The organism is Bradyrhizobium sp. YCK136 (genome assembly GCF_044570075.1).
GTDB classification, from domain to species: Bacteria; Pseudomonadota; Alphaproteobacteria; order Rhizobiales; family Xanthobacteraceae; genus Bradyrhizobium; species Bradyrhizobium diazoefficiens.
In genome coordinates, this window is sequence record NZ_CP172424.1 from 2,363,308 (window position 1) to 2,382,347 (window position 19,040).

The window sequence follows — 19,040 nt, forward strand, 5'->3', positions numbered from 1 at the left end:
TTCGCTTCGCTCGCAATGACGGAGGACATATCTGTCCTCCGTATCGCGCGAGTCCCCTTCAGTACCGGCCGCGGTCGTTGTGATAATCGCCGCCGCGGCCGCCGCCACCCATGCCCATGCCGATGCCAATTCCGATGCCGATACCTTGCATCACGGCGCCGGGCGGCGGGCCACGATCCGGCGGCGGCGCGCGCTCGTAGACCACTTCGTCAGGCGGCGGCCGGCGTGGCTTCGGCGGCGTCTCGACCACCTTGCGCTTCGGCGGGGTGTCGTCGACGCGCTTCTTGATAATGGGCGCCACTGCCGGGTTGACCGGCGTTGCCGGTGTCGATGGCGCCGTGCACGGGCAGGTCGGCGCCATTGCAACGGCGACCGGAGCGGGCGTGGCTGCGACCGTCGCGGGCAGGACGTAGTTGCGGTTCTGCACCCGGAGCAGCAGCCTGCGCGCGGTTGCGGCGAGGTCGCTGTTGTCCCAGTTCGCGAGGTAGGCCTCGAACGAGGCGCGGGTGTTGATCGCCACCGCGCGCTCCCAGGCCAGCATCTGGCGCCGGCGCTCCAGCACCGTGCGCAGGCGCGGCGTGCGGGCGTCCTGCGTGTACAGCTCGATATAGGCCTGGTACGCCTCGGCGGTGTCGTCGGCGATCACGAGCTCATAGGCGACCTTCGGCTCCTTGCCCTGCAGATCCTTGCGCCAGTCCGCGACGCTGCGCGTGCCGCCGGCGAGCGCCATCGCGGAAGCGCCCGGAATGGCAGGCTGCTGGCTGCTGCTCTCGCCGCCGAAGAACTTGAAGTCGGTCGTCAGCGAGGAGCTTTCCCACGGGATCTGCCGCCCGTCGGTCGATTGCGCCACGGCGATGCGGATGCGTTTGAACACTTCCTCGATCGGCAGGTTCGGTTGCTTTGCGACCGAGAGCGCCGCGGTGGTGTAGGGGCTGTCGATGCCGGAGCCGTCCTCGGCTTCCGCGCCGGGCGAGGTCGAATAGGAAATGAACGAGCCGGGTGCGCCCGCCTTGGTGTCGACGATCGCAAGCCCGTGGCCCGCGCCGCTCAGCGCCGGGAACGGGTTGTTGCGGCAGGCGTCGAGCATGAAGATGCGCGCCCGCGTCGGCAGCGCGCCGAGCGTGTTGAGCAGGTCGTTCAGCCGCACGCCCTGGAGCGGAATGTCGGCTTCGCGCTTGGGATCGAGATCGACCGGCACCAGATAGTTCTCGCCGTCGATCTGAAGCCCGTGGCCGGCGTAGAACACCAGCGCGACGGTGTCGGCGCCGCTGGCGCTGACCTTGCCGGCGAAATCCGAGATCGCCGTGCGCATCTCGTTCTGCGCGAGGTTGGCCGCTGTGGTGACGGTGAAGCCGGCATTGCCGAGCAGCTCGGTCATGCCCTTGGCGTCGTTGGCGGCGTTGGGCAGCTCCGGTACCGTGCGATAGGCGGATTGGCCGATCACGAGGGCGAGCCGCGCTTCGGCCGCGGCCTCCGTCGGCGTCATCAGTTGCGTGAGCGCAAGCAGGCTGCTGGCAAGGAACAAATTACGAAGCACTGGACGGCGCATGGTGTCACCTCCATCGGCAATGGGCGCGACGATGTCACCTTTTCTAGTCGTCCGCCATGACCCTGTCTGTGCACTGGATCACGCTGCGCGCTGCGGCAAAATGGGCAGCGGAGCTGTCGGAGCTGGCGCGTCAGGCCGTGCGTCGTCAGAACAGGCCGCGGTCCCAGGGCGGGTCAGGCGCAAAACGCGCGGCGAGAAAGTCGATGAAGGCGCGCACCTTGGCCGGCGGACGGCGGTCGGGCAGGTAGACCGCGTGCACGGCCGAGGTCTGGATCTCCGGCTGGTCGAGCGGAAGCGCCAGAAGCGTGCCGGCGCGAAGGTCGTCGGCGATGATGAAGGTCGGCTGTCGGGCGAGGCCGAGGCCCGCCAATGTGGCCGCGCGCAGCGCATCGCCATTGTTGGCGCGCAAGGTACCGCTGACCTGGACACGGATCTCGCCGTCGACGCCGAACAGCCATTCCGCCGCGCTCGCCTGCTGCGAAAGCGTGTAGCCGAGGCAGTTATGCGCGGCGAGGTCGGCGACGCGGCGCGGCGTGCCGTGTTTCGCCAGATAGGACGGCGCGGCGCAGACCACGAGGCGGTTCGGCGCGAGCTTTCGCGCCACCATGCTGGAGTCGCGCAGCTTGCCGATGCGGATCGCAAGGTCCCAGCCTTCCTCGGCGAGATCGACGAGGCGGTCGTTGAGGCCGAGCTCGACGGTGACCTCGGGATGGCGTTCCGAAAACTCGGCGATCGCCGGCGCGATCTGCCGCGTGCCGAACACGACGGGCACGTTGACCCGCAGCAGCCCGCGCGGCTCGACGCGCTCGCGCGCGACCGCGGCGTCGGCGGCCTCCATGTCGGCGAGGATGCGCTCGGAGGATTCCAGATAGCTTCGTCCGGCCTCGGTGATGGACAGCCGCCTCGTGGTCCGGTGGAACAGTTTTGTGCCGAGCCGGGCCTCGAGCGCGGCAACATGCTTGGTCACCATGGTCTGCGACAAGCCGATGGCCCGGGCCGCGCCCGACAGGCTGCCGATCGCCGCCACCTTGGCGAAGACTTCCAGGCTGGTCAGCCGGTCGAGCATTGATCTCACTCTAATGGTGTGAGGTATAATTCCAATATAGCGGATTATCATTCAATTGAGAATAGATCATAGCTGTCTCCAACAAGGAGACCGCCATGATCGATTCCCGTACCGCTCCCTATGCCGCGCTCGTGCTGCGCGTGACGCTGGGCGCGCTGTTCCTCGCCCACGCCGGCCTGAAGCTGTTCGTCTTCACCCCGGCCGGGACCGCAAAGTTCTTCGGCAGCCTCGGCTTCCCGCCCGAACTCGCCTACCTCATCATGACGGTGGAAGTTCTCAGCGGCGTCGCGCTGATCCTCGGTGTCTGGACCCGCTATGCGGCACTGGCCGGCATCCCGATCCTGCTCGGCGCGATCTTCACCGTGCACGGCGCCGCCGGCTTCTTCTTCACCAATCCGAAGGGCGGCTGGGAATATCCCGCCTTCTGGGCGATCGCGCTCGCGGCGCAGGCCCTGCTCGGCGACGGCGCCTACGCGCTGCGTCCGTCCCGCGATGTCGCGGCGGCACCCGGCGAGCTCAGCGGCGCGCATTCGCGCTGAGGTCACGGCATCTGCTCAAACGCGAAGCCGCGGGATCAAGATCCCGCGGCTTTCGTTTTGTCCGCTTCACATGCGGCCAATCAATCTGCGTTCGGCATTGATCCATACCTGAATTGGATCGATCCGCGTCAATCTTGCATGGCAGGTCTTGTCGCTGCCGTGCGGCATGATCGAAAACGCCTACAAATACAGGCGTTCCGCCGCGGTTTCTGCCGACGCGCCTGCCGCTCGTGTCATTACGGCAGCCCCGGCCGCGTCCCTTGCCTGTGCCGTCGCTTTGGCCATACAGTACCAAGCAAAGGCCGCACGCAACGATCGCGGACGCGAACAAAAAATACCGGGAGAGACCGCACCATGACCATCGTGCCCGTGAACCGTCGCGCGTTCATCAAGTCATCGGCGGCGGTCACCGCCGGCCTCGTGCTCTCTCCCGCCATCATCGGCCGCGCCGAAGCCGCGACGCTGAAGCTGAAATGCTCCTCCTCGCTGCCGAACGATCCCAAATATGCCAACGGCCGCGTCTACTATGACAACCTCGTCAAGAACCTGAAGGGCAACGGGCTCGGCGAGCAGGTCGAGGTCGCGTTCTTCCCTGACAACCAGCTCGGCCAGGAGATCGACGTCATCAATTCGGTGAAGCTCGGCGTCATCGACCTCATGGTGTCGGGCTCGTCGATCTCGGCCAATCTGACGCCGCTGGTCGGTACCTTCGACCTCGGCTTTCTGTTCTCGAGCTTCCCGCAACAGACCAAGGCGTTCGACGCCGGCGCCGCCAAGCCGATCGAGGACGCGCTGCTCAAGGGCAGCAACATCCGCATCATCGCCTGGGCCTATAATTTCGGCTCGCGCAGCGTACTGGCGAAGAAGCCGGTGAAGACGCCGGAGGATCTCGCCGGCCTCAAGATCCGCACCCTGCCAAATCCCGTCATCACCGAATGCCTGCGCCTGATGGGCGCCGCCGCGACGCCGCTGGCGTTCGGCGAAATCTACACCGCGCTCCAGGCCGGCGTGCTGGATGGGCTGGAGCACGATCCGCCGACGATCCTCGCCAGCAAGTTCTTCGAGACCGCAAAGTTCTACGCGCTGACGCAGCACAATTTCTCGCCGCTCGCGATCTATTTCAGCGACATGACCTACAACCGCATGGATCCGAAGCTGCGCGACGGCTTTCTCGATGCCGCGAAGAAGGCCGCAATCGACACCCGTGCCCATGGGCTTGCGGTCGAGAAGGAGGCGCTGGCGGCCCTGACCGAGAAGGGCGTGACGGTGGCCGAATGCGACCGCGAGGCGTTCAAGAAGCGCGTCGCGCCGCAGCACGAGAACTTCATCAAGGCGCGGCCGGAATCCAAGGCCGTCATCGACATCATTCGCGCGACGCAAGCCTGAGATGACGATGACAGCCGCCGTGCCCGTCTCGGGCGGCCGCCACGGGAGCATTACGCTGCTGCTTCGCCTCAGCGACGCGATCGCGGCCATCCTCCTGGCCGCCGATCTCGTGGTCGTCTGCGCGTCCGTGCTGCTGCGCTTCTGCTTCAATGCGCCGGTCGAATGGTCCGACGATGTCGCGCGCGGATTGATGGTCGGCTCGGCCTTCTTCGGCGCGGCGAGCGCGCTTGCGCGCGGCGAGAACGTCGGCGTGTCCTTCTTCCGCGATCTGCTGCCCCTGCGCCTGCGTACGCTGGTCGACGCCGCGAGCGCCGTGCTCGTCGTGCTGATCTCCTTCTATGTCGCCTACAACGCCATCAAGCTGGGCTCGCTGACGGCAGGCCAGACCACCGGCTCCGGCCTGCCGCTGGAGCTTACCTTCTATCCGATGGGCATCGGCGCGCTGTTCATGACGGTGTTCGCGATCGATCAGCTCTGCGCAAGGCCGCTGCCGGATATCGTCAGGGGTCTCGTTGCCGTCGCCGTCGTCGCCGGCCTCTATCTCGCCTGGGATTATCTGTCGCCGTCCTCGGTGCCGTCGGCGGGCACGTTGATGTTGATCGGCTTCTTCGCAACGCTGTTCGGCGGCCTGCCGATCGGCTTTGCGCTGGCGCTGGCCGCGCTGATCTTCATCTGGGTCGAGGGCGCGCTGCCGGGTGTGATCTTCGCCCAGCAGATGGCGCGCGGCATCGACAATTTCGTGCTGCTCGCGATCCCCTTCTTCATCCTCGTCGGCTACCTCATGGAAGCCAACGGCATGTCGGTGCGCCTGATCGAGCTGTTGCAGCGCGGGGTCGGCCGCATGCGCGGTGGGCTGAACGTCGTGATGGTGGCCTCGATGGTGCTGTTCTCCGGCATCTCAGGCTCTAAGATGGCCGACGTCGCCGCGGTCGGCTCGGTGCTGATTCCGGCGGCGCGCCGCTCGAAGCAGAATCCGGGCGGCGCGGTGGCGCTGCTGGCGGCGTCCGCGGTGATGGCGGAAACCATTCCGCCTTGCATCAACCTGATCATCCTCGGCTTTGTGGCGAACCTGTCGATCGGCGGCCTGTTCGTCGCAGGGCTCCCGCCGGCGGCGCTGATGGCGCTGGTCCTGATCGCGGTGTCCATCATCTTCGGCAAGCGGCCGGCGGAGGCCGAGGACGTTGCGCCGCAGATGCCGGTGTCGGGCCTGTGGAGCGGCGCGATCGCCTCGTTCGGCCTGATCTTCATGATCTTCTTCGGCTTCAAGAGCGGCTTTGCCACGGCCACCGAAATCTCCGCGTTCGCCGTGGCCTATGCGCTGGTCGTCGGCAGCCTGGTGTTCCGCGAGCTCAGCTTCAAATCGGCCGCGCACAGTTTCGTGCAGGCCGCAACGCGCGCAGGGCTCGTGCTGTTCATCGTCGCCGCCGCGCAGTCGCTGGCCTTCACGCTGACCTTGCAGCAGGTGCCGCACGCGGTCGGCGACTTCATGCTCGGATTATCGAAGACCAGCGGCGTCTGGCTGTTCATCCTGCTCGCGATCGCCGTGCTGATCGTGATGGGCTCGGTGCTGGAAGGTGCGGCCGCGCTGATCATCTTCGGGCCGCTGCTCTTGCCGGTGGCCGTGCAGCTCGGCATCGATCCCCTGCATTTCGGCGTGGTGCTGGTCATCGCGATGGGCATCGGCCTGTTCGCTCCGCCGCTCGGGCTCGGACTCTATGGCGCCTGCCTGATCGGCAACGTGCCGATCGAGCAGACGGTGAAGCCGATCATGGGTTATCTTGGCCTCTTGTTCCTCTGCCTGCTCGTCATTGCCTTCGTGCCATGGCTCTCGACCGCGCTGCCGCGGGCATTCGGCTACTGAAGGAGTCTTGCCGTGAAAGTCCTGCTCGCCCACACGCCGGAGATGCGGCGGAACTACTACGGCGATCGCAGCCTGAACGGCCTGCGCGCGGCCGCCGAGGTGATCCTGCACGAGGGCGATCAGCCGCTCGATGCGGCCGGCCTCGTCCGCGCGGCCAGGGACGTTGATATCGTCGTCGCCGATCGCATGACCGAGGGACGCGGCGAGATCTTTCCGCAGCTGCCGCATTTGCGCGCCTTCGTCCGCTGCGCCGTCGACATCCGCAACGTCGACGTCGATGCGGCCTCGAAGGCGGGCGTGCTGGTGACCCGCGCCGGCCCCGGCTTCGTTCAGGCGGTGGCCGAGCTCGCGCTCGGCTTCATGGTCGATCTCTCCCGCGGCGTGTCGCGGACGACGGCGGAATACCAGGCCGGACGTAAACCCGAGGCGCGGATGGGCCGCCAGCTCGCCGGTAGCAGGATCGGTATCATCGGCTATGGCAGCATCGGGCGCTATCTCGCCGAGATCGCCAAGGTGATGCGCATGGAGGTGCTGGTCGCCGACCCCTTCGCTGATGTCAGCGACAGCGCCATCAGGCAGGTCGGCCTCGACGAGCTCCTCGCCGCATCCGACTATGTCGTCTGCCTTGCGATCGCCAATGCAGAGACCGAGAACTTGATCGGCGAGGCGGCGCTGGCGCGCATGCAGAAGCATGCGGTCTTCATCAATCTCTCGCGCGGCAATCTCGTCGACGAGGCGGCGCTGGCACGCGCGTTGCGCGAGAGGCGCATCGCCGGCGCGGCAATGGATGTCGGCCGCGCGCCCGACCAGATGCCGACGCCGGAGCTGGCCAGGCTGCCCAACGTCATCGCCACCCCGCATGTCGGCGGGCTGACGCCGCAGGCGATCGAATACCAGTCGCTGGAAACCGTGCGGCAGGTGGAAGCGATCGTCAAAGGCGAGGCCCCGCCGGGCGCCGTCAATGCCGATCGCTGGACGCGGCGACCCTAAAACCGGTCCACTGCCCTGAACGTCCCGTCCTTCTGGATCACCGTCAGGAACACCTTCGGCGGGGCGTCGATCATGCGCATGCCGACGGTGACGATGCTGCCGCTGATGTCGAAGCGGCCGACGTCGTTGATGGCGCGCAGGAGATTCGCGCGTCGGTTGCGGTCCGGCCTTTTCCAGCGCCGCGGCTGCGAGGCGGCCGGAGAGATAGCCTTCGAGCGACACGAAGTCCGGCGTCAGCGTCGGGTCGAACGCCGTCTGCGCCGCCTGGTAGTCGGCGACGAGCTTGAGCGAGCGATCCCAGGGAAACGGCACGACCTGCGAGACGATGACGCCTTCGCCCTCGGGGCCGAGCTCCCTGGCGAGTGCATTGGCGCCGACGAAGGAGATGTTGACGAAGGTCGGATACGAGCCGCTGCGGTGTGCGAGCTTGATGAACTCGGCGCAGGGACCGTAGGTCCCGACCATGACGATGGCCTCGGGTTCGGCGCGCTTGATCATCCGCCAGGCCGCGGCGACGGCGCGGGTGTTGCGCTCGAAGGTGCCTTCGGCGGCGAGCTCGAGGCCGCGCCTGGCAAGCGCGCGCTTCACGCCGACAAGTCCATCGCGGCCGAAGGAATCATCCTGATAGAAGATGCCGATGCGGGTGAACCGGCGGTCCTCGGTGAGGTGCTTGATCCATGCCTCGGCCTCCGCGCCGTAGCTCGCGCGGATGTTGACGACGTTTGGAAGCTCGAGGTCGCGCAGGAACTCGGCGCCGGTGAACGGACCGATGAAAGGGACTTTCCTGGCGCTGGTGATCGGTATCGTCGCCATCGCGGTCGGCGTGCCGACCGCGCCGATCAGCGCGAACACCTTGTCGTCCTCGAGCAGCTGCAGCGTCTGCGCCACGGAACGATCGGGGTCATAGCCGTCGTCGCGGCTGATGAGCTGGAGCTTGCGGCCATGGACGCCGCCCTTGCCGTTGATCTCGGTGAACGCCGCGACGATGCCTTGCCGCATGCGCTGCCCGAGCGCCGAGGAGGGGCCTTCGAGTGCGGCCACCTGGCCGAACAGGATCGCATCGTCGCTGACGCCGACCTCATCGCCTTTCGCAGGCAGCATGGCCGCGGTCAGCAATGCGACGGTCAAGGCGAGGTATGTCGCGGAGCGCGATCGTGTCATGTGGATGCTTGTCGGATGCTGGACGCGTTGGGGAAACGATAGTTCTGCGGGCTGAACAGGTCGCTAACCCGCGCCGCGACGACGATCCGTAAGACTCCGGGTAAAACCGGCAACTTACTACCACTCTGCCGCAACTCGCTGGGGCAATCGTTAACTAAGCCGCGCAATGCCGGACGACCAGGTTCCGAAATTTCGCAGTTCTTAACCCCGATCCCTGTCCGATAGTGGTTCCGGCGGCTCAACCAGAGGTTCGAGCGCGCCGCGCCGATGGGGACTTGCGGATCAAGATGGGCGGTCGCGATCAGAACGATCAGGATCGGAAACGGATGACCGGATGGTGGCGGGCCGCGCCGCTGCTCGGACTGTATCGCCCTGCGCTGGTCGCGGTTGCCGTCGGCCTGCTGTTCTCGATCGTGGGCGCGGCGGCCGTCGCGCGGTGGGAAAACCGCGTCACCAGGATCGAGTTCGAGAACGCGGCCGAAACCGAAGCGATCGTCATGCAGAACGGCATGAGTGAGTATATCAGCAGGCTCGTCGCGCTGCGCACGCTGTTCGAATCGACCAACGAGGAAATCACCCGCAGCGAATTCGAGACCTTCAGCACCCGCCTGTTCGAGCGCCATCCGGGCATGCTGCGCATCGCCTGGCTGCCGCGCGTCAACCGCAAGGAGCGCGCCGAATACGAGGCTGCCGCGATCACGGACGGCGTGTCCGGCTATCGCATCAAGTCGCTTCAGGGCGACGGCTTTGCGACGGCGCCGCAGAGCGACGAATATTTCCCGGTGTTCTACTCGACCCAGCCGAAGACGTCACAGGTCTACGGCATGGATTACGCGACCGTCCCGGAACGTCGTGCGGCCCTGGAGCGGGCGCGCGACAACGATCGGATCGCGGCCATCCGCACCCACCTGTTCGAACCCAAGGAGGGCGGCCGGCTGCCCGACGTCCTCGTGGCCATTCCCGTCTACGCCAAAGGGACGTCGCGCGAGACGGTCGCGGACCGGCGCCGCAATCTGGCCGGCTTCGTCGTCGGCATCTTCGACCTGCCGATGCTGATCCAGTCCATTCGCGTGACCACCGGCGCAAGCCCCGCGGTCAGCGTGAACGTCTATCCGCCCTTCACGGGGCAGATCGTCAGCCTGGAAGAAATGTTGCCGGACTATGCGTCGGCCGCCGCGGCGCCGCAGTCGATGCGGGACGTGGCACGGGCCCTGCACTGGTCGGGCAGTCTCAAGATCGGCGACACCGACTGGCAGGTGCGCGCCATGCCGACGGCCGGCGGCGCGCTGGAGACGTCATACGACCGCGCGGCCGCGGTCCTCGTCGTCGGCATGCTGCTCACGCTGTCGCTGTCGGCCTATCTGATGCTGGCAAGCCGCAATTCGCGGCGGCTGTCGCTGGCGAACCGTCGGGTGCTCGAGCTCGCCCAGACCGACATCCTGACCGGCCTGCCGAACCGCGCCTTCTTCCTCGCCCGGCTCGACGATCTCAACGGCCAGCTCAACGACGGCGGTTCGACCTTCTCGATCCTGATGCTCGATCTCGACCGCTTCAAGAACGTCAACGACTCCCTCGGTCACGGCGCCGGCGATGCGCTGCTGCGCCAGGTGGCGCAGCGGCTGAAATCGGCGCTGCGCGCCACCGACGTGCTGGCGCGGCTCGGCGGCGACGAATTCGCCATCATCCAGGAGGGGGGCGAGGATCAACGCACCTGCTCCACCGAGCTGGCGGCGCGGATCGCGAAACTCGTGGCCGAACCGTTCCTCCTGCCCGGACATCGCGTGGAGATCGGCACCAGCATCGGCATCGCGATCGCACCGGACCACGGCAGCGACCAGGAACAGCTGCTCAAGAAAGCCGACCTTGCGCTCTATCGCTCGAAATCGGCGGGCCGCAACTGCTTCACCATCTACGACGAGGCGATGTCGGCCGAGCTCGAGGCGCGCAACACGCTGGAAGGTGACTTGCGCGACGCCATCGCGCTCTGCCAGCTCGAGGTGCACTACCAACCGTTCGTCGATGCCCACAGCAGTGAGCGGCGCGGCTTCGAGGCGCTGGTGCGCTGGCGGCATCCGAGTCGCGGCCTGATCCCGCCGGACCAGTTCATTCCGCTGGCCGAGGAGACCGGGCTGATCGTGCCGCTCGGCGAATTCGTGCTGCGGCGCGCCTGCGAGGATGCGGCCGGCTGGCCCTCCGGGCTTGCGGTCGCGGTGAACCTGTCGCCGATCCAGTTCAAGGAGGCCGAGCTGTTCGAGATGATCTGCGCGGCGCTCGCCGATTCCGGCCTGCCGCCCGAGCGGCTGGAGATCGAGATCACGGAATCCGTGCTGCTGGAACGCGGCGTCGAGAACCTCGCTTTCATGGAGCGGCTGAAGCAGCTCGGCATCGAGCTCGCGCTCGACGATTTCGGCACCGGCTATTCGTCGCTCAGCTATCTGACCACGTTCCCGTTTGACAAGATCAAGATCGACAAGTCGTTCATCCGCAACCTCACGCATCAGCCGCGCAGCTCCGCCATCATCGCCTCGATCGTGACGCTGGCGCGCGGGCTGGACATGTCGGTCACCGCCGAGGGCGTCGAGACATGTGAAGAGTTCGAGCGGCTGAAGGCGCTCGGCGTCAATTTCGCGCAAGGCTATCTGTTCGGGCGTCCGCAGCCGGTCGGCCAGATCGCATTCGACGAGTCCGTCCGGCCTTCGCAGCGCGACGCCGCCTGAGCGTTCGCCTCGAAGGATGTGCCGCAAGCAGCCGCGTTCTCTCGAATGCGATTGCGCCGGACGGGTATCCGCGAAAAGCGCTTGACCCAGGCATCGCCGGATGGTCGGTAGGATCGTCTAGGGATGAAATAAACACAACATGCGGCTTCCGTTCTTCTACGGCTGGGTCGTGGTCGCGGTGACGTTTGTCACCATGGCCATCGGCGTCAACGCGCGCACCGCGTTCTCGCTGTTCTTTCCGCCGATCATCTCCGAATTCGGCTGGGAGCGCGGCGTCACCGCCGGCGCCTTCTCGTTCGGCTTCGTGGTGTCGGGCGTGGTCAGCCCGCTGATCGGTCGCCTGATGGACCGCGCCGGTCCCCGCGCGGTGATGGAGCTCGGCGTCGCGCTGATGGGCGGCGGGCTGCTGCTCGCTCCGCTCACCAGCGAGCCCTGGCATCTCTACGTGACCATCGGCGTCATGGTCGGCGCCGGCAGCGTCTGTCTCGGCTATTCCGGCCAGTCGCTGTTCCTGCCGAACTGGTTCATCCGCAAGCGCGGTTTCGCCATCGGCATCGCCTTTGCCGGCGTCGGCATCGGCTCGGTGACGCTGCTGCCATGGGTGCAGCTCATGATCGAGGAGACCGGCTGGCGCACGGCCTGCACCGCGATGGGCCTCCTCATCCTGATTGTGCTGGCGCCGATCAATCTGTTCCTGCGCAAACGCCCCGAGGATATCGGCCGTCGGCCGGATGGCGACGCCGCACCGGTCGCAGGCGCTGCAAAGCCGGTCTCCAACATCGTCGATCCCGTCTGGGTCGGCACCGAGTGGACGCTCAAGCGCGCGGTCGGGACGGCGCGGTTCTGGTGGATCGCGGTCGGCACGCGGTGCAGGTGCACCAGACTAAGTTCCTGCTCGATATCGGCTTCAGCCCCGGTGTCGCGGTGTGGGCACTCGGCATCGTCAGCCTGCTCGGCATTCCCGGCCAGATCGTGCTGGGCCATGTTTCCGATCGCATTGGACGGGAATGGGTCTGGGCCATCAGCTGCGCAGGCTTTGCGATCTGTTTCGCGGCACTGATGGCGCTGAAGTTCCAGCCTTCGCTCTGGCTCGTCTATCTCATGGTGTTCGCGCAAGGCGCGCTCGGCTACGGCCTCACCTCGATCATGGGCGCGGTGGTGTTCGAGATCTTCCAGGGCAAACACCAGGGCAGCATCTTCGGTACGATCATGCTGGCGGCCCTGGCCGGCGGCGCGGCCGGTCCCTGGCTCACGGGTTTTCTCCATGATCGCACGGGCGATTACACGCTCGCCTTCGCGATCGCCATGGTCGTGAGCGGCTTGTCGGCGCTGTCGGTATGGCGGGCATCGCCGGGCAAGGTGCGGGCCGTGGCCGGACGGCTGCATAAGCTCCAGGGCGGACGCGCAGAGTAGGTTCCGCACACATCGGATTGCCTTCGTCTCTTTGGCGGACCGTTAAGCATGTCGCGCCTTGGCGGGGCGCGGCGGGACCGCAAAAACGTCTTGGACACCATCGAAGCGCTAGCCTCGACCGATTTCCGCCGGGTCCAACGATGTCTGCCTCCGATTGTCTCGTGACAGAAACTCCGCAACTGCTGCTGGCTGCGCTCGAACGTGCCGACGATGGCGTCGTCATCGTGGATGACACGCAGCGCATCATCCACTTCAACACCGCCGCGGAGCGGATCTGGAAGCTTTCGCGCACCGAGGTGCTCGGTCGCGATGCCGCCGTTCTCACGCTCAAATGCCTCCAGGCCGACGCGGTCACGGATTTCCGCGACGAGATCAGCCTCATGCGGCGCGACGGCAGCCGCATCAAGGTAGCCATCACGCTGTCCTCCGCGACCATCGATGGCGCGGTCCATCGCATCGTGTTCGCACGCGACGTCACCGCGGAGGCCGAGCGCCGTGCGCGGATCGCGCTTCTCCACGCCGTCTCCGACCAGACCAACCGCGTGGTGATCATCACCGACACCGAGCAGAACATTGTCTACGTCAATTCGGCGTTCACTTCGCTGTTCGGCTATACCAGCGAGGAGGCCGAAGGTCGCCGCGCGGGCGAGCTCATCGCCGGCCGCCACACCGATCGCAAGGCCGTCGCCAAACTCGTCAAGCGTCTGATGCATGGCGACTGCCGCGGCGAGGCCGAGGTACTCGCCTACGACAAGGACGGCGAGGAGATCTGGGTCTGCGCCCGGATCGATGCCTTCCGCGACAAGAAGGGCCGGGTCAAGCACATCTTCGCGCTGCTCGAGGACATCACCGAGACCAAGCAGCTCCGCTCGCTCCAGCAGCTCATCATGGGTGCGCTGGCCGACGAGGTCCCGATCGCCGAGATCGCCGACCGGCTGTGTCGCCGCGTCGAGGAGATTGCGCCCGACGTCGTCTGCTCGCTGCTTCACGTCGATGCCGCGGGCCTGATCCACCCGCTCGGCGGTCCCAGCTTGCCCGAGGACTATTGTCGCGCATTGGACGGCGTTGCGATCGGCCCCAATGTCGGCTCCTGCGGAACGGCTGCCTACTATGGCGAGCCGGTTCTGGCTGAAGATCTCGACACCGATCCGCGCTGGCAGCCCTACAAGGCGATGCCGCTCGGGATTGGCCTGCGCGCCTGCTGGTCGACCCCGGTCAAGGCCAAGGACGGCCGGGTCATCGCCACCTTCGCCTTCTACTATCGGGAGCCGCGCGCGCCGAGCAACTGGCACCGGCGCATCGTCGATGCCTGCGTCAACCTCGGTGCGTTTGCGATCGAGCGCAAGGAGGCACGCGCGGAGATCGCGCGGCTCGCCTATCACGACATCCTCACCGGCCTGCCCAACCGCGCGCAGCTGCGGCACCTGATCTCGGCCGCGATCGACGCCTGTCCGACCGGCAGCCACGTCGCGCTGGCCTTCCTCGACGTCGACCATTTCAAGGACGTCAACGATACGCTCGGCCACGCCGCCGGCGACGAGCTCCTGATCCAGCTCGCGCAGCGCCTGCGCGAGCAGATCGGGCCGGAAGACATCCTGGGCCGGCTCGGCGGCGATGAATTCGTCGTGCTGCTGCCCCATCGCGACGCCGAGGGTGCGGAGCGTGTCGCGACCGGGATCACCGAGGCGCTGGCTGCGCCGTTGCGGCTCGGCTCCCGGCAGATGCAGATGTCGGCCAGCATCGGCATCAGCCTCTATCCCGATCATGCGACCGACATCGACACCTTGATGCAGCAGGCGGACGCCGCCATGTACATGGCCAAGCAGGCGGGACGTTCGACCCATCGGCTGTTCAGCGCCGAGATGAACGGGTTGACCGAGCAGCGGCTGGCGCTGATCGCGGCGCTGCGCCGCGCCATTGCGGAGGGCGAGCTCACGCTTAGCTACCAGCCGCAGATCCGCAGCTGCGACGGCGCGATCCACGGCCTCGAGGCGCTGGCGCGCTGGCACGATGCCGAACTCGGCGACGTCTCGCCGGCAAAGTTCATCCCGCTCGCCGAGGAATGCGGCCTGATCGAGCAGATCGGCCTGTGGTCGGTGCGCGAGGCATGCCGGCAGATGGCGAGCTGGCGCCGCGCCGGGCTCAGCATTCCCTGCGTGTCGGTGAACCTGTCGCCGATCAATTTCCGCAACGTCACGCTGGCGGCGCGGCTGGCCGACATTCTCGCCGAATACGGGCTGCCGCCGGACGCGCTGATGCTGGAGATCACCGAGGGCGCGTTCATGCAGGACAGCGTCGCCGCGCTCGAGACGATGAACGCGATCCGCGAGCTCGGCGTCGGGCTCTCGGTGGACGATTTCGGCACCGGCTATTCGAGTCTCAGCCGTCTCGCGCACCTGCCGATCCGCGAGCTCAAGATCGACCGCAGTTTCATGCGCGACATCGAGACGGACGCCGGCGCGCTCGCGATCGCCACCGCCGTGGTGCGCGTGGGGCAGGGCCTCGGCATGACCGTCGTCGCCGAAGGCGTCGAGACCGAGGCGCAGCGCAAATTGCTGGCCGATCTCGGTTGCGACGTCGTGCAAGGCTTCCTCTACGCGCCCGCGCTTCCCCCGGTCGCGTTCGAGCGCTGGCTGATCGAGCACTGCGCCGAGCAGGCGAGGGCGATGCTGGGGCGGCTCGATGTTGCGCCGGCAGATCGCGACGTGGTGAAGCGCTCGGCGTAGAGCGTGGACTCCTCACTAATCGGCCCGCGAAGGCGTGCCATGTCCAAATGTGCGGTGCATCGTTCGCGTGGCACCAATCGACATCCGCCGAAGACGGGCCGCCGGCGTCGGCGCACAGCGCCGGGCGGCGATCGTGGTTCACGCCACCGCGGTGATCAAAACAATCCGGGGCTCAAATCCAGGCCATCGGTGAGCGAGAGCACGAACACGAAAGCGCACGCTCCGGCCAGCAGCAGCGCGTGTTTCGCCACGTCGGCGCGGGTGACCGAGACGACCGTCCGGGAAATCGCGTTTATGATTGCTGTCACGTCGGCCTCTCGATCTTTCACACTCAATGAAGCAGCTTCCGCCGCCGGCACCGTCAGTCGCCCCAGGCCGCGACGACCAAGGGAGGATCACCTTGCGCGGGTGCCGCGCGCGCGATGAGGACGCCGCCAATCACGTGAACGACGCCGAATCCTAGAAGAACGAGGACCATCAGCTGTGTTTCGCTCAATCGTCCCGCGTTCTTGCCCCTTCGCTTGCTCAGCATCTGACGAGCGAGCGTTTTCGTATCCGGCGATGGCGTCGGGTCGCAAAGGTTGGTTTCGACACGATCGAAACCGAGATGCCGGTAGCGATGAATGACGTTGATGGCCTCTCGGCGCCGAGATTCGTGAAGCGCAGCAACGATCGTTGACGCCAGGGAGCTCCGAAGTGGCGCGGAGACGTTGATCTTCATGGCTATTCTCCTGATGCTGCGCGGCATGGCGCAGGTGGGCGCGCGCACCGGGCCCGCCCGAGACGATTGAAACCTGCATCGAAATCTGCCGCGGCTCCGGCTCTCGCAGCGGCAAAGGCCGTCAGCGCGACGCCGATCCCGGCGAGGGCGACAAAAAGAATGGCGGCGATTGCTGGTCGCATCCGGCCGGGCTGCGCCTGAGCAGGATCGGCTCCCAGAAGAATCGAGTGGTTTCGGACGTCGCCTCGTGCGGGCAAATCCCGATGTCTCTGAGGTATTCGGGCTTGCGCCTGAGGTCGGCAAGCAGCTCCGCCCTGAAGCGGGCGCGCTGGTACCAGGTGACGAACAGCGTGAGGGGCGCCAGACCGCGCAGATGAAAATCCTTTGCGGGGGGAATAGTGTCGGAGATGCGCACCTGGGACTTTGTCCGGGGCGCAGTCGCGGCTTCATGAAATGACGCGCGACGACCTCTGGGCTTTGTTGCTTTACCCCAATCGTGAATTTGATCGTCCAGATGGGTCAATGCGATCTCCTGTTTGATGGCCGTTGTGAAGCCGGAGTCCATCAGTCGTCTCCGAAAAGGAGCGGTGCGACCGGAGGTGCCGAGTCCGAAGCCGCCCCGGCACTCGGAGCGGCAAGGGCCGTCAGCGCGACGTCGATCCCCGCAAGGACCACGAAAAGAACTGCGACCGCCGCTAGGAGGTGACGCGCGCGCATGACCGCTTTCCGGATGAAATTGCCGAGCGTCGGTTCACCATTCGGCATCCCGTCGCAATGCGATCAAAACCTGCAGGGGTCTTCGCCGGCGTTATTCAATCGTCATCGGCGCGTTAATAATGTTCGCAAGGGTGGCAATTGCTGTAGAGTGTATACCAAATGGGTGCGTCTGATTGAATCGGAGGCGGAGTGGCCACAACTACATCTGCGGCGTGCCCAATCTTTAGTCTCTCGCTTCTGGGACGTTTCGTACTGACAGGGCCGGATGGCGCCGTCAGCCTGCCGAACAAGAAGCTCGCGGGGTTGCTGGCCTTTCTGGCCTGCATGGCTCCTGACCCGCAGTCACGCGAAAAACTGTCGACCTTGCTGTGGGGATCTCACCTCGATGCGCAAGCGAAGCAAAATCTGCGACAAGCGCTCTTCAAGCTACGTCAAATCCTGGGTCAGGATGCGCTGAGGAGCGATGGCGAACTCGTGTCGCTGAATGCCATGGTGATCGCATGCGATGTGAGCCAGTTTGAGGAGCTTGTCCAGGACGGCAGCCGTGATGCATTGAGTGCGGCGGCGGACCTCTATCGTGGGCGCCTGGCTGATGACATCAGCGTCGGCGAAGAAAGCTGGAGCGAATGGGTAGCCGGCGAACGCGAGCGGTTATCGGAGCTGGCTCTGGGCGCTATGGTGACGCTCGGCGGGCATGAGCTGTCTGAGGGGCGTGCGGAGCAAGCCCTGCGAACCGGCCAGCGCGCCAATGCACTCAATAACCTGCGCGAAGATTCGCATCGCTTGATCATGCGCGCTTTGTCCGCAACGGGACGTAACGCCGAGGCGCTCAAATACTATCGGGACGTCGTTGCCTTGCTGAAGCGCGAGCTGAGCACCGAGCCCGATCTGGCAACCAGGTCGCTGGCCGCGGAACTGCGCAGCAATCACCCGCAGAACGCCGCGCCGGCTGCCGGTGAGGTCGCGCCGGAGGCCTCACCCCCGCCGGCGCTCGTCATGCACGGCGAGAGGCCGTCCTTGGTGGTTCTGCCGTTCAGCAACATGAGCGGTGACCCCGAGCAGGACTATTTCGCCGACGGCGTCACTGCGGACATCATCACGGCCTTGTCGCGCTTTCGCGCCCTTGTGGTGATTGCACGCGGGACGAGCTTTGCCCTCCGGGACAAGGGAATGACCAGCCAGCAGATTGCGCAACAACTCGGTGTCCAATACGTCTTGAGCGGCCAAATTCGCAAGGCCGGCAACCGCATTCGCGTGTCGGCCGAGCTGACCCATAGCGGCAGCGAGGCTCAGGTCTGGTCCGATCGCTATGACCGCCCACTGACCGACATCTTCGATCTGCAGGATGACGTCAGCAGCAGCGTCGCTGCGGTCGTCGATCCCGCCGTTCGCAGCGCCGAAATCGAACGCGCGCGTCGCAAGCCGCCAACCAATCTTTCTGCTTACGATCTCTACTTGCGTGCCCTTCACCACCTCTGGGGCGGCACCCGTGAGGATATCACCAAGGCGATCGACCTGCTTCGACAGTCTCTCAGCCTTGATGAGGCGCGCTCGCCGACGCTCGCGGCGCTCGCCTGGGGACTCGTCATGGCTTCGCCGCTTGGCGCACACACGTCGCCGGACGCCACGACCGAGGCGCTCAGTCTCGCGCGTCGCGCGGTCGAGCAGGACGGTACGGACGCCTTTGCCCATGCGGTGTATGGCTTCACACTGTTTGGGCCGGCCGGCGACAACGATCAGGGGCGTATTCATGCCGTCGAGGCCGTGAGGCTCAATCCCAGTTCGGCTTTCGCGTGGGGTACGCTCGGAATGATCGATAGCATGGCAGGCGATTACGAGAACGCAGTCACATGCCTTCATCGTTCTCTCGTCCTCAGTCCCTACGACAGCATGCTGCATTTGTGGATGACAGGATTGACGGCGTCTTGCTTTGCGCTCGGGCGCCACGAGGATGGCATCGCCTGGGCACGCAAGTCGGTTCAGCACAATCCGGGCAATGGCACCGGCCATCGTATGCTGGCGGCCAATCTGGTTGCCGCCGGCCGCCTGGAAGAAGCCCGCGAGATCACGCGGCGTCGCGATGCAACACAAAAAACAACGATCCGCGATCTGCGCGCCATGCGCTTTTTCAAGCAAAACGATGCTCTCGAACGCTACCTTTCGGCCCAGCAGGTTGCCGGTGTGGCCGATTGAG

General features: G+C 65.9%; 12 protein-coding genes and 2 pseudogenes. 8 read left to right on the forward strand and 6 right to left on the reverse strand.

Translation table 11 applies throughout. The annotated features are described in order from the left end of the window. Positions 1-58 precede the first annotated feature (58 nt). Together ACFLEY_RS11090 and ACFLEY_RS11095 are read right to left on the reverse strand one after the other, a co-directional pair. Positions 59-1,549, reverse strand: a complete 1,491-nt coding sequence (locus ACFLEY_RS11090) for a caspase family protein (protein WP_060908581.1) — start codon at positions 1,547-1,549, stop codon at positions 59-61. Between the two features lie 145 nt (positions 1,550-1,694). After that, positions 1,695-2,615, reverse strand: coding sequence for a LysR family transcriptional regulator (locus tag ACFLEY_RS11095; RefSeq protein WP_396604635.1), 921 nt, complete (start codon positions 2,613-2,615; stop codon positions 1,695-1,697). Between the two features lie 95 nt (positions 2,616-2,710). Between ACFLEY_RS11095 and ACFLEY_RS11100 the strand changes: the two genes are divergently transcribed. The 4 genes from ACFLEY_RS11100 (at position 2,711) to ACFLEY_RS11115 (ending at position 7,391) form a co-directional block, all read left to right on the forward strand. Continuing rightward, on the forward strand, positions 2,711-3,154 hold the full coding sequence (locus ACFLEY_RS11100) for a DoxX family protein (RefSeq protein WP_060908579.1): 444 nt from the start codon (positions 2,711-2,713) through the stop codon (positions 3,152-3,154). A 354-nt stretch (positions 3,155-3,508) separates the two neighbouring features. Then, positions 3,509-4,540: a TRAP transporter substrate-binding protein gene (locus ACFLEY_RS11105; protein WP_028176203.1), complete on the forward strand. Its 1,032-nt coding sequence runs from the start codon at positions 3,509-3,511 to the stop codon at positions 4,538-4,540. A 7-nt stretch (positions 4,541-4,547) separates the two neighbouring features. Then, positions 4,548-6,401, forward strand: coding sequence for a TRAP transporter large permease subunit (locus ACFLEY_RS11110; RefSeq protein WP_396604967.1), 1,854 nt, complete (start codon positions 4,548-4,550; stop codon positions 6,399-6,401). A 12-nt stretch (positions 6,402-6,413) separates the two neighbouring features. Further along, positions 6,414-7,391, forward strand: coding sequence for a hydroxyacid dehydrogenase (locus ACFLEY_RS11115; protein ID WP_060908578.1), 978 nt, complete (start codon positions 6,414-6,416; stop codon positions 7,389-7,391). Here ACFLEY_RS11115 and ACFLEY_RS11120 read toward each other — a convergent pair. Beyond that, positions 7,388-8,552: pseudogene (locus ACFLEY_RS11120) on the reverse strand (ABC transporter substrate-binding protein). The gene ACFLEY_RS11115 and the pseudogene ACFLEY_RS11120 overlap by 4 nt on opposite strands. A 326-nt stretch (positions 8,553-8,878) precedes the next feature. On the opposite strand from ACFLEY_RS11120, the gene ACFLEY_RS11125 reads away from it, so the two are divergent. From ACFLEY_RS11125 to ACFLEY_RS11135, 3 genes and pseudogenes are all read left to right on the forward strand, one after another. Next, complete coding sequence (locus ACFLEY_RS11125; protein WP_060912667.1) at positions 8,879-11,269, forward strand: EAL domain-containing protein; 2,391 nt, start codon at positions 8,879-8,881, stop codon at positions 11,267-11,269. A gap of 139 nt (positions 11,270-11,408) precedes the next feature. After that, positions 11,409-12,682 (forward strand): annotated as a pseudogene (locus ACFLEY_RS11130) (MFS transporter). 140 nt (positions 12,683-12,822) lie between these two features. Then, positions 12,823-15,408 (forward strand): EAL domain-containing protein, encoded by a 2,586-nt coding sequence (locus tag ACFLEY_RS11135; RefSeq protein ID WP_211433514.1) that lies wholly within the window; start codon positions 12,823-12,825, stop codon positions 15,406-15,408. Between the two features lie 155 nt (positions 15,409-15,563). Here ACFLEY_RS11135 and ACFLEY_RS11140 read toward each other — a convergent pair whose 3' ends face one another. The 3 genes from ACFLEY_RS11140 to ACFLEY_RS11150 form a co-directional block, all read right to left on the reverse strand. Then, the gene (locus ACFLEY_RS11140) at positions 15,564-15,767 is read right to left on the reverse strand and encodes a hypothetical protein (protein WP_129557364.1); all 204 of its coding nucleotides are present in this window, start codon (positions 15,765-15,767) and stop codon (positions 15,564-15,566) included. 2 nt (positions 15,768-15,769) lie between these two features. After that, complete coding sequence (locus tag ACFLEY_RS11145; protein WP_060908575.1) at positions 15,770-16,129, reverse strand: hypothetical protein; 360 nt, start codon at positions 16,127-16,129, stop codon at positions 15,770-15,772. A 121-nt stretch (positions 16,130-16,250) separates the two neighbouring features. Beyond that, positions 16,251-16,694, reverse strand: coding sequence for a hypothetical protein (locus ACFLEY_RS11150; protein ID WP_060908574.1), 444 nt, complete (start codon positions 16,692-16,694; stop codon positions 16,251-16,253). A 341-nt stretch (positions 16,695-17,035) separates the two neighbouring features. On the opposite strand from ACFLEY_RS11150, the gene ACFLEY_RS11155 reads away from it, so the two are divergent. Then, the gene (locus tag ACFLEY_RS11155; protein WP_060908572.1) at positions 17,036-19,039 is read left to right on the forward strand and encodes a BTAD domain-containing putative transcriptional regulator; all 2,004 of its coding nucleotides are present in this window, start codon (positions 17,036-17,038) and stop codon (positions 19,037-19,039) included. The last annotated feature ends 1 nt before the right edge of the window (position 19,040 follow it).

Coding starts and splice junctions, on each gene's coding strand:
- ACFLEY_RS11125 (WP_060912667.1), top strand. CDS start 8,879: ATGACCGGATGGTGGCGGGCCGCGCCGCTGCTCGGACTGTATCGCCCT.
- ACFLEY_RS11100 (WP_060908579.1), top strand. CDS start 2,711: ATGATCGATTCCCGTACCGCTCCCTATGCCGCGCTCGTGCTGCGCGTG.
- ACFLEY_RS11110 (WP_396604967.1), top strand. CDS start 4,548: ATGACAGCCGCCGTGCCCGTCTCGGGCGGCCGCCACGGGAGCATTACG.
- ACFLEY_RS11090 (WP_060908581.1), bottom strand. CDS start 1,549: ATGCGCCGTCCAGTGCTTCGTAATTTGTTCCTTGCCAGCAGCCTGCTT.
- ACFLEY_RS11105 (WP_028176203.1), top strand. CDS start 3,509: ATGACCATCGTGCCCGTGAACCGTCGCGCGTTCATCAAGTCATCGGCG.
- ACFLEY_RS11095 (WP_396604635.1), bottom strand. CDS start 2,615: ATGCTCGACCGGCTGACCAGCCTGGAAGTCTTCGCCAAGGTGGCGGCG.
- ACFLEY_RS11145 (WP_060908575.1), bottom strand. CDS start 16,129: ATGAAGATCAACGTCTCCGCGCCACTTCGGAGCTCCCTGGCGTCAACG.
- ACFLEY_RS11135 (WP_211433514.1), top strand. CDS start 12,823: ATGTCTGCCTCCGATTGTCTCGTGACAGAAACTCCGCAACTGCTGCTG.
- ACFLEY_RS11150 (WP_060908574.1), bottom strand. CDS start 16,694: ATGGACTCCGGCTTCACAACGGCCATCAAACAGGAGATCGCATTGACC.